A 13235-nucleotide genomic window follows, 5' to 3' on the forward strand; every position below is an offset into this window, starting at 1 on the left:
GGGGCGCAATGGCTTATTTCTTTCTGAGATTACAGCCGCCGCGCCCCACTTTCCCGCATGACGGGACCGGGGAGGAAATGGCGGCGATGAAACGCCATGCCGAATACTGGCATCGGAACGCCCTTGCGGGATCGGCAATCGTCGTCGGCCCGGTCTTCGAGGGTGAAGGCGCCTGGGGCATGGCGATCGTCGAAGTCGAGGATCAAGCAGCGGCACAGCTTCTTGCCGACGGCGATCCTATCATCGCTTCCGGTTTCGGTTTCCGCTTCGATATCCTGCCGATGCCCTCGATCATCTCGCGGCCGCCCGCCGTCTGAAACGCATAAACGAAAACACACGAAATCAGGATCTGAACAATGGCCACAGAAATCCGCGTTCCAACTCTCGGTGAATCCGTCAGCGAGGCAACCGTCGGCACCTGGTTCAAGAAGGTCGGCGACGCCATCAAGGCCGACGAGCCGATTCTCGAGCTTGAAACCGACAAGGTGACCATCGAAGTTCCGGCACCGGCCTCCGGCACGCTTTCGGAAATCGTCGTTGCTGCCGGCGAGACCGTCGGCCTCGGCGCGCTGCTCGGCCAGATCGCCGAAGGTGCTGCCGCCGCGGCCGCGCCGGCTGCTGCTGCACCGGCCGCCGCGCCTGCCCGGCCAGCCCCGGCGGCGGCTGCCCAGCCAGCGCCAGTTGCCGCCGCTGCTGCGTCGTCGTCGAGCGCCTCCGTCTCCACCATGCCGCCGGCCCCGGCGGCTTCGAAGATGCTTGCCGAAAACAATCTTTCCGCTGATCAGATCGACGGTAGCGGCAAGCGCGGCCAGGTGCTGAAGGGCGACGTCATCGCCGCCGTCGCCAAGGGCATTTCCGCTCCGGCGGCCGCACCCGCGGCAACGCCTGCCGCCGCGCGCGGCCCATCGACGGTCGAGGATGCCTCGCGCGAAGAGCGCGTGAAGATGACGCGCCTGCGGCAGACGATCGCCAAGCGCCTCAAGGACGCGCAGAACACCGCCGCCATGCTGACCACCTACAACGAGGTGGACATGAAGGCAGTCATGGATCTGCGTAACAAGTACAAGGACATTTTCGAGAAGAAGCATGGCGTCAAGCTCGGCTTCATGGGCTTCTTCACCAAGGCGGTGACGCATGCATTGAAGGAATTGCCGGCTGTCAACGCCGAAATCGACGGCACCGACGTCATCTACAAGAACTACTGCCATGTCGGCATGGCCGTCGGCACGGACAAAGGTCTCGTCGTTCCTGTCATCCGTGACGCCGACCAGATGTCGATCGCCGAAATCGAGAAGGAGCTCGGCCGTCTTGCCAAGGCGGCCCGTGATGGCTCGCTGTCCATGGCCGACATGCAGGGCGGCACCTTCACCATCACCAATGGCGGCGTCTACGGTTCGCTGATGTCTTCGCCGATCCTCAACGCGCCGCAGTCCGGCATTCTCGGCATGCACAAGATCCAGGAGCGGCCGGTTGCGATCGGCGGCCAGGTGGTCATTCGCCCGATGATGTATCTGGCGCTGTCCTACGATCACCGCATCGTCGACGGCAAGGAAGCGGTCACCTTCCTCGTGCGCGTCAAGGAAAGCCTGGAAGATCCGGAACGTCTGGTTCTCGATCTCTAGAGTATTTCCGTTTTTCTTCGAATCACGGAAATACTCTAACTATTTGTTTTCACGCAATTCCGAACGCAAAACCGCTGCACACTTTTGCTGGAATTGCTCAAGGGGAGCGCTTTCGATGCGGAACCGGATCATGCGAGCGGCGCGCCTTCTTCTTTGCGCTGCCGCCGCGCATGTCCCAGTCTCCGCATCGGCTGCTTTATCCGCTGCATCGGCCGGTCGCGGGCAAGAAAGGCAATGTCGCGGCGTTCTGGAGCGGCTGGGGCGACGGTTTTTATCCGGTCTTCTGGGGACTAGACAAGGATGGCCACACGCTGGTGTTGCTGACGGATTTCAGCGTCGGGAATGCCGACGGGCGGAAGGAGCCGAAGCTGTAATGAGCGGAAGGATCGTGATCTCGACGAGACGGAGAGGCGTGGCTGCAATCGCAGCCGTTGCATTTTTCGGCGTTCCGGCGTCCACGTTCGGTGCGGCATGCAAGCAGGAACGGGCGGTCTATGCCGATCGTGACGGTGCCTATGAATTGCGCTTTGCGCCGCTGAATTCTCCATCGGCCGCCGCCAGCAACCAGTTCAAGGTCAGCGCGCTCAAAACATCCGTCGTGATGGACGGTTATGTCATGCCCTCGGAAGACCCGGTGCGCGCCATCGGCATCCTGATGTTCAACTGCCCCGAGGGGGATGCGACCGGCGCCGATCTCGATGCCTGCACGGTGTGGCAGGGCGCCGTCTATGGCATGGATGCCGATGGCGAGATGGACAATCTGCAACCGGATGGTGCTGAGGCAGCCGAGAAGCTCGTGCTTCCCGGCCTTGGTCCCGCCATCCGCGAATCCAGCGCTTGGGGCGAGGGCAAGGCCGTGGTGGCACCCTGGGACGTGCTGACATTTAAGGAGTGTGCGACATGAGCGATGCACCTGTGGTTCTCATTACCGGCGGAAGCCGGGGTATCGGCGCCGCGGCTTCACGGCTCGCCGCGCGCCAGGGCTGGCGTGTCGCGGTGAACTACGCCGCCAACCCTCAAGCCGCGGATGCCGTCGTGGCTGCGATTGTCGAGGATGGCGGCGAGGCCGTGGCGATCCAGGGCGATGTCGGCAAGGCTGCGGATATTGTCTCGATGTTTACGGCGGTCGACCAGCATTTCGGCCGGCTCGACGGGCTCGTCAACAATGCAGGCATCGTCGATTATCCCAAACGCGTCGACGAGATGTCGGTAGAGCGGATCGAGCGCATGCTGCGCGTCAATGTGACCGGGTCGATCCTCTGCGCCGCAGAGGCCATACGTCGCATGTCGAGCCGGCATGGCGGGAAGGGCGGGGCGATCGTCAACATCTCTTCGATGGCGGCGGTCCTCGGTTCGGCGACGCAGTATGTCGATTATGCCGCCTCGAAGGCGGCGATCGATACGTTCACCGTCGGGCTGGCCCGCGAGGTCGCAGCCGAGGGTATCCGGGTGAATGCGATAAGGCCCGGCGTCATCGAAACCGACCTTCATGCCTCCGGCGGCCTGCCGGATCGGCCGCGAGAGCTGGCGCCGTCGATCCCGATGCAGCGCGCGGGCACGCCCGAGGAGGTGGCCGATGCGATCCTCTATCTTCTGTCGCCTTCGGCCTCCTATATCACCGGCGCGATCCTCAATGTGAGCGGCGGCCGCTAGAACGACTGGGCGAAAAACAGCCTGCAATATATTCTCGAGTTCCTCGGCCTGATGTCGCACGCGGCCGATTAAACGAAAAATCCAAAGGGAAAGAAGCAATGTCCTACGATGTGATCATTATCGGAACCGGCCCGGGTGGCTATGTCTGTGCCGTCAAGGCGGCCCAGCTTGGCCTCAAGGTCGCCGTCGTTGAAAAGCGGGCGACCTATGGTGGCACCTGCCTGAACGTCGGCTGCATTCCGTCGAAGGCGCTGCTGCATGCCTCCGAAATGTTCCATCAGGCCGGCCACGGGATGAGCGCACTCGGTATCGACGTCCCGGCGCCGACGCTCAATCTCGGCAATATGATGGCCCACAAGGATGCGACGGTGAAGTCGAATGTCGACGGCGTCGCCTTCCTCTTCAAGAAGAACAAGATCGATGCCTTCCAAGGTGCCGGCAAGATCGTCTCGGCCGGCAAGGTCTCCGTCACCGCCGACGACGGCAAGGTGCAGGAGATCGAAAGCAAGAACATCGTCATCGCCACCGGCTCCGACGTCGCCGGCATTCCCGGCGTGCAGGTCGAGATCGACGAAAAGACCATCATCTCGTCCACCGGCGGCATCGCACTGGAGAAGGTGCCGGAAACGCTGATCGTCGTCGGCGGCGGCGTCATCGGCCTCGAGCTCGGTTCCGTCTGGTCGCGCCTCGGCGCCAAAGTCACCGTCGTCGAATATCTCGACACCATCCTTGGCGGCATGGACGGCGAAGTCTCCAAGCAATTCCAGCGCATGCTGGCCAAGCAGGGCATCGAATTCAATCTCAGCGCCAAGGTTACCGGCGTCGAAAAGGGCGACAAGGGCGCCAAGGTCACTTTCGAGCCCGTCAAGGGCGGCGACAAGGTGACGCTCGACGCCGAGGTCGTGCTGATCGCCACCGGCCGCAACCCCTATACGGCCGGTCTTGGCCTCGAAGAAGCCGGTGTGACGCTCGACAACCGCGGCCGTGTCGAGATCGACGGTCACTTCAAGACCAATGTCGCAGGCATCTATGCGATCGGCGATGTGGTCAAGGGTCCGATGCTGGCGCACAAGGCGGAAGACGAGGGCGTGGCGCTTGCCGAAATCCTCGCCGGACAGCACGGCCATGTGAACTACGAGGTCATTCCGAGCGTCGTCTACACCCAGCCGGAAATCGCTTCCGTCGGCAAGACCGAGGAAGAGCTGAAGGCGGCAGGCGTCGCCTACAAGGTCGGCAAGTTCCCTTTCACGGCGAACGGCCGGGCGCGCGCGATGCTGGCAACGGACGGCTTCGTCAAGATCCTTGCTGACAAGGAAACCGACCGGGTGCTCGGCGGCCATGTCGTCGGCTTCGGCGCCGGCGAGATGATCCACGAGATCGCCGTGCTGATGGAGTTCGGCGGTTCGTCGGAAGATCTGGGCCGTACCTGCCACGCGCATCCGACAATGTCGGAAGCGGTAAAAGAGGCTGCGCTCGCAACCTTCTTCAAGCCGATCCATATGTAATCTTACATATTCGTAACAAAGCATATGGCCGCTTGCCGGAAGGCAGGCGGCTGTTTTAGTTGTTGCGTATCGTTGAGTTCAGCATCCTTGAAGGTCCAGAAATGCAGCAGCCGGCCATCATGAGTTACAGCCTGAGCCAGCGTTTTCTTCACTGGGCCATAGCGCTGCTGATCTTCTTCAACCTGCTGTTTCCCGATGGCATGAATATCTGGCATCGCCTCATGCGCAGGGGCCAGGTGCCGACGCCCGAGCAGATTTCATCGGCAAATATCCATGCCTATGTCGGCATCGCCATTCTGGTGCTTGCTGCGCTCAGGCTCGGGCTGCGTTTTACCAAGGGCGTTCCGGATGAGATCGCGCAGGAGCCGGCGATCTTCCGTCTTGCAGCAAGGCTTGCCCATGCCGGCCTTTACATCCTGATCTTCGCGATGCCGCTTTCCGGCATCGCCGCCTACTATTTCGGTATCGATGCCGCCGGTTCGTTCCACGCGGATGTGCTGAAAATCATTCTCTGGGCGCTGATCGCGGCGCATGTCGCCGGCGCCCTCGTCCATCAGTTCTATTGGAAAAGCAATGTTCTGCGCCGCATGACGCTCGGCTGAGCGCCGACGGGCTCAGTTTACCGCGGTCACGGTGAAGCCCTGCTGGCGCAGCAGCTCGATAACGCCTTCCTTGCCCGGCAGGTGCAGGGCGCCGACGGCCATGAAGACGTTGCCGCCGTCGAGAATGGGCGCGGCGCGCTCGGCCATCACCTTGTTGCGGTCGAGGATGACGCGCTGTTCGAAGGCGGCATAATCGCTGTTTTCGCCTTCCTCCTCCGGTGTCACGGTTTTCAGCATCGGCATGGTCATGCCGATATCGCCGGAGAGGTAGAGGTCGGTCATCGTCTCGACGACATCGCTCATCTTGTCGCCGAGTTCCAGCGTCTCGATCAGCGATTTCAGATGGAATTCGACCGGCAGATCGGCCATGGCCTGGATCTGTTCGGCAAGCGTCTCCAGCCCCTTGACCTGCTTGCCCTGAGCAACGGCGTCGGTTGCGATCTTCTGGTCGAGGAACTGCCCGCCTTTCGCCTTACGGGCGATTTCGCAGGCCGGAAGCGCGACGGCGCTGGAAATCATCCAGGGCCGCATCCGGGAAACGGCGCTGATCGGGATGCCGCGCTGTTTGAGGCCGGTCTCGAGGCGCTTGTAGTCCTCGGGAGAGAGCAGCTTATCGATCGTCGTGCCGTCGATGAACATCGTCAGCTCTGGCTTTGCGAGCAGGGCGGCGGTCGCCTTCCGCTCATCGAGGATCTCGTCGGATTCGATGATGATGGTGTCGGCGGCGTCATGGGCTGCCTGGGCGCGCGGCGGCAGGGCAAGCACGCGCGGATCGGTGACATGCATGCTGCCGAGCAGCCACGAGGGTGCAAGTCCCGGCTTCTCGATCTTCCAGAAGATGCCCTTGCCGTTCGGCGTGGCTTCGGCTTCCTTCAGCGCCTCGGCATAGCGGGCAGGGTCGCTCTGCTGCAGTTCGACCATCAGGTTGCGGCCGGTGCAGGCGACATCTTCGGCCGCCGCCGGCCTTGCCGTCAGGAAGGCGGCAAACAGGGCGGCAAGAAGCAGCATGTGAAAGGCCGCAATCAGCCAGAGCAACAGATTGGCCGGCACTGCGAGGTAAGACGTCCGGCGGCCGATTGATGTCGTCATGATGGGTGTTCCGATCACATGCCTTGTGCGTTTCATGCTCTACGCCCGGCTTGCGCATATTCCTTTAAGAGAAGGCCTTAACGAAAGCTTAAAGCGCCTCACATTCAGTTGGATCGATGCCATGCGCTTTAACACTTTCAATCTACGCGTCCTGTTTCTCCGATGCGTTAGGCGCGCGGATGCGCCCGATCATACACCTCGAGCAGCCGCGATGCATCGACGCCGGTATAGACCTGTGTTGTGGAAAGGCTGGCATGGCCGAGCAATTCCTGGATGGTGCGCAGATCACCGCCGCCGGCCAGCAGATGGGTGGCGAAGGAGTGGCGCAGGGCATGCGGTGTCGCCGTTTCCGGCAGGCCGAAGGCGCTGCGCATCTTCTGCATGGTCCGCTGGATGATTGCCGCTTGCAGCTTGCCGCCGCGAGCGCCGCGAAACAGCGGCTCGCCGCTTTCGAGATGATATGGGCAGAGCGTGCGGTATTTCTCGACGGCGTCGAAAACCACGGAGAGCAGCGGCACCAGCCGCGTCTTGTTGCCCTTGCCGGTGATGCGCAGGGTCGTCGCGCCCTTCTGCAGGTCGGCGGGCGTAAGATCCAGCGCCTCGGAGATGCGCAGGCCGCAGCCGTAGAGCAGCGTCATGACCGCCGCATCGCGGGCCGCAATCCAGGGTTCGTCATGGAGCTGGGCGTCGTCGCTGACGACGGTGATCGCCTGGGTGTCCGACAGCGGCTTGGGCAGCGATTTCGGTTGTTTCGGCGAGCGCACCGCGGCAGCACCGGCGGCGTTGACCAGGCCTCTCTTTTCGAGATGGCGCAGCAGTGAGCGAAGACCGGCGAGATTGCGGCCAAGCGATCGGGCGCCGGAGCCCTGCTTGCGCCGGGCCGCCAGGAAGGCGCGGAAATCGGCGGGGCGTAACTCCCTGATATCGCCGAGCGTCGCCGGGCCGGCGAGATGGCCGGTCAGAAAGGTCAGAAACTGGCGGGTATCGCGCTCGTAGGCGTCGAGAGTATGCTCGGAAAGACGGCGCTCCCTGGCGAGGTTTTCGAGCCACGCGGCCCGTTCCGCCATCAGGCGCTGATCGGCGATAACAAGCAGTTCGTTCACGTTGCGGGCCTTGATTTTGCCTTCAAGTCCGCCAATTTGGAGCAGGAACAGTTATGGAATTGCTAATGCCGGCCAAGCCTTTGTCATCCTTCGATCATATTGTACTGCGATAGCTTATACCCCATAAACAGGATCTTTCATGGCACGGCGCGATTCCATGACGGCTTTCGGACAGCTCGCGGAAGCGATCGCTCTCGTTTCACAGGGAAAGCCCGGTCATATCGTCGATACGCTGATTGCCGAACGCGGCCAGAGGATCGTGAAAAATCCGCTCTGGCCGGTCATGCGGCCGTTCCTCTACACGCTGCTGCGCTACAACAAGGCGCTCGAATTCGCCAATGCGGTCGCCAAAATGCCGGGCTTCCAGTCGTTCGAATATATGAGCGACATGCTGAAACTCGACATCGGCATCACCAACGGCGAACGCATTCCCGATACCGGCGGCTTCATCCTCGTCAGCAACCATCCGACCGGCATCGCCGACGGCGTTGCCGTGTTCGATCTGTTGAAAGCGCGCCGGCCGGACATGATGTTCTTTGCCAATCGCGATGCCATCCGCGTCAATCCGCGGTTTGCCGAGATGATCATTCCCGTCGAATGGCGGGAGGAGCATAAGAGCAAGCTGAAAGCGCGCGAAACGCTGCAGCTGACCAACCATGCGGTGAAGGAAGGCAAGGCGACAGTGCTCTTTCCCTCAGGACGCATCGCCTATTGGGCGAATGGCCGGCTGAATGAACGTCCGTGGAAGACCTCGGCCGTCGGGCTGGCGCGCAAATACAATCTGCCGATCCTTCCCGTCCATATGATGGCGCGCAATTCGGGGCTGTTCTACTGGCTGGCGAAGTGGTCGACGGAGCTTCGCGACATGACGGTCTTTCACGAACTGCTGAACAAATGCGGCGACCGCTTCGATTTCGTCATCGGCAATCTCATTCCGGCCGAACATCTGGACGGCGACCTCAACGAGGTGACGAAGGCGCTGGAGAAACATACGGTGCACGACATGGCTAGAGATGGTGACGCGAGTTTCGTGCCGGTCGGCCTGCCGGCTGCGGCGCCGCGCCACGAGATTCCGGTTCCTGCAATCTAACCACCGGCATTGCCATGACGATCGATATCCGCAGGCTCCGCGATCGGCTACCGCAGGAGATCGCAGATCTCGAAAGCGAGGCCCGGCGGGAAGGCTATCGCCATGTCGCCCGCCTTATCTACGAATGGTCGATCGGCGATATCAAGTTCGAACATCACGGCGAAAGGCTGCTTGGCGCTTATATCGATGAGGTGCTCGTCGGCATCGGCGGCATGACCGTCGAATCCGCCATGTCAGAGGCGCTGCGGATGCGGCGTTTCTACATTCGTCCTGCAATGCGCAGGCGCGGCATCGGCCGGATGCTTGCCCTAGCTCTGCTCGACCATGCGCGTTCCTGCTGCAGCATCGTCACCGTTCATGCGGGAAACGATGCTGCGGCGAGGTTCTGGGAGGCGCTCGGGTTTCAGCCCCACGGACGAGATGGACATAGCCATCTGCTCGCGCTGCAGCGCCATAGCGATGATCCAGCGGCTTCGAATTTGAGCCGGTGCTTCACGCCCCGATTTCCTTGAGGCGGATGGCCTGGCGCGCCAGCAAGCGCTCGACATCGGCAATATCGAGCGCCGAGAGCTTGGCGCCTGGCTTGCGCAGGGTGGCGGACTTGATCACGCCGCGCTTGGCAAGCACATATTTGCGCGAGGCGAGACCGATGCCCTGCTGCTGTTCGTAGCGGGCGAGCGGCAGATAGGCATCGAAGATCGCATGGGCGCGATCGGGATTTCCGGCGGCATAGGCCTCGACGACGCCAACCATCATCTCCGGATAACAAAAGCCGGTCATGGCGCCATCGGCGCCCCGGCCCATCTCTTCGGGCAGGAAAAGCCCGCCATTGCCGCAGAGGATCGAGATGCGTCGCATGGCGCCCCTGTCGCTGGCGGCGCGAAGTGCCGAGATCTTCGACAGACCCGGCCAATCCTCATGCTTAAGCATGACGCAATTGTGCACCTCGTTGACGATGCGCTCGATGACCTTGGGCGCGATCGTCACATTGGTGGTGAGCGGATAATCCTGCAGCACGAAGGGCGTATCGCCGAGGGCCTCGCCGACCGACTGGTAGAAGGCGAAAGCCTGATCGTCGGTCTTGACGGTCCAGGGCGGCGCGACCATAACGCCGGCCGCACCCTCACCCATGACGGCTTCGGCGAGTTCGCGCATCGGCGCAAGCCCTGGCGCCGAAACGCCGACGATGACGGGGAGGCGGCCGTCGAGTCGCTTCAGCACCCGTTCGACGACTATCCGCGATTCCTCGGCGGTCAGCTTCGGGGCTTCTCCGAGCTGGCCAAGCACCGTCAGGCCGGTGACGCCGGCGCCTTCGTAAAAATCGACCATGCTGTCGATACTGGCGAGATCGAGCGCGCCGTCATCGGTGAAGGGGGTTACGGCGATCACATAGACGCCCTTGGCATCTTCAGTCAGTCTGGCCATTGGTGCTCTCCAATTCAGCGGCCGAAGAACAGCGCTTCGGCATTTCGAACAAAAATCTTTTCGGCGATCGCCCGATCGTCGATGGCGGCCAGCATGGTCTCGATCAACTCGGCGTCATCGGGCATGCCGTCCCCCATGCGACCGCATACTCCAATTGCAACCGCGGGGTGATCATGCACAAGGGCTTGACCTACAGAGCTGAGACAAATTCGCTGCATTATAGCCGGGCTCGGATCTTTAAATCGTCGCTATGACGCGGAACCCATCGCTTCGTCTTTACGGTTCCAATTCCATCGATTTGCGGGCATGGTCCCACGCGATGAGCACAGATTCGTCCGATCTCTTTGGCGCGCTTTTCGAGGCACCGCCCGCGAACCGAACGGTTCCGGTGCTGGTGCCGATGCCGGCGCCGAAACCCTATTCCTATTCGGTGCCGGATGGCATGGCGGTCGAGCCCGGCTCGGTCGTGCAGGTACCGCTCGGGCCGCGGCAGGTGATCGGCGTCGTCTGGGACGGCGTCGAGGACGGCGTCGATCCGAAGAAGCTTCGGCCGATCAGCCATGTCTTCGACTGCCCGCCGCTTGCCAGGGAGATGCGGGATTTCATCGATTGGGTGGCGACCTATACGCTCTCGCCGCCCGGCCTCGTCGCCCGCATGGCGCTGCGGGCACCGAACGCCTTCGAACCGGAACCGATGGTAGAAGGATTGAAGCTCGTCGGCGGCGAACCGGAGCGGATGACGCCGGCGCGGGCCCGGGTGCTCGATACGGCCTCCGACGGCTTTTCCTGGACACGCAGCGGCCTTGCCCATGCGGCGGGGGTCTCGACGAGCGTCGTCGACGGGCTGATCACGCTCGGCATCTTCGAGACGATCTTCCTGCCGCCGCCGCCGGTCGTTGCGATGCCGGATCCGGATTTTACCGCCGCACGTCTCGAAGGGCCGCAAAGGCAAGCGGCCGAGGAGATCGTCGCCGACGTCCAAAAGGGCGAATTTTCGGTGTCGCTGATCGACGGGGTGACCGGCTCCGGCAAGACCGAGGTTTATTTCGAGGCGATTGCCGAGACGCTGAAACGCGGCAAGCAGGTGCTGATCCTGCTGCCGGAGATCGCGCTGACGGCCAGTTTCATGGAGCGCTTCCAGAACCGCTTCGGGGCAAAGCCGGCCGAATGGCATTCCGATCTCGCGCCGCGCATGCGCGAGAAAGTCTGGCGCCAGGCGGTGACCGGCGAAGTGCGGGTGGTGGCGGGCGCGCGCTCGGCGCTCTTCCTGCCCTTCGAGGATCTCGGCCTGATCATCGTCGACGAGGAACACGATCCCGCTTACAAGCAGGAGGATCGCGTCTTCTACAATGCTCGCGATATGGCTGTCGTGCGCGGCCGCATCGGCGATTTTCCGGTCATTCTGGTGTCGGCGACGCCGTCGGTCGAAAGCCAGGTCAACGGCCAGAGCGGGCGCTACAGCACCGTCCACCTGCCGACGCGTTTCGGCGATGCGGCAATGCCGGACCTGCATCTCATCGATATGCGCAGACACACGCCGGAGCGGGGCGGCTTCCTGTCGCCAGTGCTGATCCGGGCGATCGGCAAGACGGTGGAAAAGCGCGAACAGGCGCTGCTCTTTCTCAACCGGCGCGGTTATGCGCCGCTGACGCTCTGCCGGGTCTGCGGCCATCGGTTCCAATGCCCGCAATGTTCGAGCTGGCTGGTGGAGCATCGTTTCCGCAAGCAGCTGCAATGCCATCAATGCGGCCATGCCGAGCGCACGCCGGAGGCCTGCCCGGAGTGCGGCACGCTCGACCATCTCGTCGCCTGCGGGCCAGGCGTCGAGCGCATCGCCGAGGAGGTGGAACGGCATTTCCCTGAGGCGCGGACGATCGTTCTCTCCTCCGATATCATGGGCGGGGTGAAGCGGCTGCGGCTGGAGCTGGAAGCGATCGCCAAGGGCGAAGCCGATATCGTCATCGGCACTCAGCTCGTGGCCAAGGGGCATAATTTTCCACTGATGACGCTGGTCGGCATCGTCGATGCCGATCTCGGCCTTGCCAATGGCGACCCGCGCGCGGCCGAACGCACCTTCCAGCTCTTGTCGCAGGTGACGGGCCGGGCCGGGCGCACCGGCCTCAAGAGCCATGGGCTGCTGCAGACCTACCAGCCGCAGCATCCTGTCATGCAGGCAATCGTCTCCGGCGATTCCGACGCCTTCTACGAGCGCGAGATCACCGAGCGCGAACGTGCCCTGTTGCCGCCGTTCGGCAGGCTGGCGTCGATCATCGTTTCGGCCGAAACTCGCCACGACGCCGAAAACCATGCGCGTGGCATGCGCAACGCCGCCCCGCAGGTGTCGGGCATCTCGGTCCTCGGCCCGGCCGAAGCGCCGCTCGCGCTGGTGCGCGGCCGCCACCGTTTCCGCCTTCTGGTGCACGGCCGGCGAAACTCTGACATGCAGGGATTCCTGCGGGCACTGCTGTTGCAATCGCCCAAGGAGCGCGGATCGGTGCAGGTGCAGCTGGATATCGATCCGCAGAGTTTTCTCTAAATGAATGGCGCCGCCATTCCCTCCGTTTTCGGCGCATGTCATAAAACACCGATTCATCCGGGTGATTTGGGGCTGACGCATGGAGTTTTACTTTCCGACCGAGCTTGGCGAGCAGCTTGCCTTTTGCTCCGCCGCTTTCACGGCCCTCGCCGGCTTCATCATGATGTTCGCGCCGGGCCATACTTTCCGTCTTCTCGGTCTGCAGGCGCAGGAGGGGCGGCCGGAAGGCTTCGGCGAGGGGCGCTCGATGGGTGGTTTCTATCTCGGTTTCGGGCTGTCGGCGATCATGCTCGCCCAGGATTGGATCTACATGGCGCTCGGCGCCTCCTTCGCGATGGCGGCCTTTGCGCGTATCATCTCGATCCTGTCGGATAAGGGGAGTAATCTCGTCAACTATTTACTTCTGGTTGTACAGATCGCCTTGGCCGTGCTACCGCTGCTCTACGTCTTCGGCTTCACCCAGACATAAGTCTGGCTGCCGACAGACGGCTTCTTTTGCCTGCTTCCAGGCCATTGCGCAATTTTGCGGACAGAAATTCATATGAAAGGCGTATTCGGGCGTTACGCGTGTTGCGAGTCCGAACATCCTATGTTAGACGGACCCCGAATT

General features: G+C 62.4%; 13 protein-coding genes and 2 pseudogenes. 11 read left to right on the forward strand and 4 right to left on the reverse strand.

Annotation, left to right across the window (positions count from 1 at the left end; translation table 11 throughout):
* Positions 1 to 8: 8 nt before the first annotated feature.
* From ACS4RR_RS03925 to ACS4RR_RS03955, 7 genes and pseudogenes are all read left to right on the forward strand, one after another.
* Positions 9 to 317: a YciI family protein gene (locus ACS4RR_RS03925; protein WP_017966258.1), complete on the forward strand. Its 309-nt coding sequence runs from the start codon at positions 9 to 11 to the stop codon at positions 315 to 317.
* 39 nt (positions 318 to 356) lie between these two features.
* The gene (gene odhB / locus ACS4RR_RS03930) at positions 357 to 1622 is read left to right on the forward strand and encodes a 2-oxoglutarate dehydrogenase complex dihydrolipoyllysine-residue succinyltransferase (RefSeq protein WP_260109617.1); all 1266 of its coding nucleotides are present in this window, start codon (positions 357 to 359) and stop codon (positions 1620 to 1622) included.
* Positions 1623 to 1819: 197 nt separating this feature from the next.
* Positions 1820 to 1996 (forward strand): annotated as a pseudogene (locus ACS4RR_RS03935) (DUF4241 domain-containing protein); the annotation flags it as partial.
* Positions 1996 to 2526 carry a hypothetical protein gene (locus tag ACS4RR_RS03940; RefSeq protein WP_456189727.1) on the forward strand — a complete coding sequence of 177 codons (531 nt, stop codon included), beginning with the start codon at positions 1996 to 1998 and terminating at the stop codon, positions 2524 to 2526. The pseudogene ACS4RR_RS03935 and the gene ACS4RR_RS03940, both read left to right, overlap by 1 nt.
* Entirely contained in the window at positions 2523 to 3275 is a 753-nt protein-coding gene (locus tag ACS4RR_RS03945) for an SDR family oxidoreductase (RefSeq protein ID WP_260109615.1), read from the forward strand. Before ACS4RR_RS03940 ends, ACS4RR_RS03945 begins: the two co-directional genes overlap by 4 nt.
* A 98-nt stretch (positions 3276 to 3373) precedes the next feature.
* Positions 3374 to 4780, forward strand: coding sequence for a dihydrolipoyl dehydrogenase (gene lpdA, locus ACS4RR_RS03950; RefSeq protein ID WP_456189728.1), 1407 nt, complete (start codon positions 3374 to 3376; stop codon positions 4778 to 4780).
* 101 nt (positions 4781 to 4881) lie between these two features.
* Complete coding sequence (locus ACS4RR_RS03955) at positions 4882 to 5382, forward strand: cytochrome b (protein WP_260109613.1); 501 nt, start codon at positions 4882 to 4884, stop codon at positions 5380 to 5382.
* A gap of 12 nt (positions 5383 to 5394) precedes the next feature.
* Here the strand turns inward: ACS4RR_RS03955 and ACS4RR_RS03960 are convergent, their stop codons facing one another.
* Both ACS4RR_RS03960 and ACS4RR_RS03965 read right to left on the reverse strand, forming a co-directional pair.
* Positions 5395 to 6471, reverse strand: coding sequence for a TraB/GumN family protein (locus ACS4RR_RS03960; RefSeq protein ID WP_222384482.1), 1077 nt, complete (start codon positions 6469 to 6471; stop codon positions 5395 to 5397).
* A 167-nt stretch (positions 6472 to 6638) separates the two neighbouring features.
* Complete coding sequence (locus tag ACS4RR_RS03965; protein ID WP_222384458.1) at positions 6639 to 7574, reverse strand: tyrosine recombinase XerC; 936 nt, start codon at positions 7572 to 7574, stop codon at positions 6639 to 6641.
* Between the two features lie 139 nt (positions 7575 to 7713).
* On the opposite strand from ACS4RR_RS03965, the gene ACS4RR_RS03970 reads away from it, so the two are divergent.
* Both ACS4RR_RS03970 and ACS4RR_RS03975 read left to right on the forward strand, forming a co-directional pair.
* A complete protein-coding gene (locus ACS4RR_RS03970) occupies positions 7714 to 8664 on the forward strand; it encodes a lysophospholipid acyltransferase family protein (protein WP_260109612.1) in 951 nt (316 codons plus the stop codon).
* Between the two features lie 14 nt (positions 8665 to 8678).
* Positions 8679 to 9176: a GNAT family N-acetyltransferase gene (locus ACS4RR_RS03975; RefSeq protein WP_260109611.1), complete on the forward strand. Its 498-nt coding sequence runs from the start codon at positions 8679 to 8681 to the stop codon at positions 9174 to 9176.
* On the opposite strand, the gene ACS4RR_RS03980 is transcribed toward ACS4RR_RS03975, so the two are convergent.
* Both ACS4RR_RS03980 and ACS4RR_RS03985 read right to left on the reverse strand, forming a co-directional pair.
* Positions 9157 to 10089, reverse strand: a complete 933-nt coding sequence (locus ACS4RR_RS03980) for a dihydrodipicolinate synthase family protein (protein ID WP_017966269.1) — start codon at positions 10087 to 10089, stop codon at positions 9157 to 9159. The genes ACS4RR_RS03975 and ACS4RR_RS03980 overlap by 20 nt on opposite strands.
* Positions 10090 to 10103: 14 nt before the next feature.
* Positions 10104 to 10220, reverse strand: a pseudogene (locus tag ACS4RR_RS03985) (amidohydrolase family protein); the annotation flags it as partial.
* A 188-nt stretch (positions 10221 to 10408) separates the two neighbouring features.
* Between ACS4RR_RS03985 and ACS4RR_RS03990 the strand changes: the two are divergent.
* Both ACS4RR_RS03990 and ACS4RR_RS03995 read left to right on the forward strand, forming a co-directional pair.
* Positions 10409 to 12625 carry a primosomal protein N' gene (locus tag ACS4RR_RS03990; RefSeq protein ID WP_260109610.1) on the forward strand — a complete coding sequence of 739 codons (2217 nt, stop codon included), beginning with the start codon at positions 10409 to 10411 and terminating at the stop codon, positions 12623 to 12625.
* A gap of 79 nt (positions 12626 to 12704) precedes the next feature.
* Entirely contained in the window at positions 12705 to 13094 is a 390-nt protein-coding gene (locus tag ACS4RR_RS03995; protein ID WP_222384461.1) for an AGROH133_08824 family phage infection protein, read from the forward strand.
* Positions 13095 to 13235 lie beyond the last annotated feature (141 nt).

This window comes from Rhizobium zaerense, assembly GCF_051810725.1.
Lineage (GTDB): Bacteria > Pseudomonadota > Alphaproteobacteria > Rhizobiales > Rhizobiaceae > Rhizobium > Rhizobium leguminosarum_I.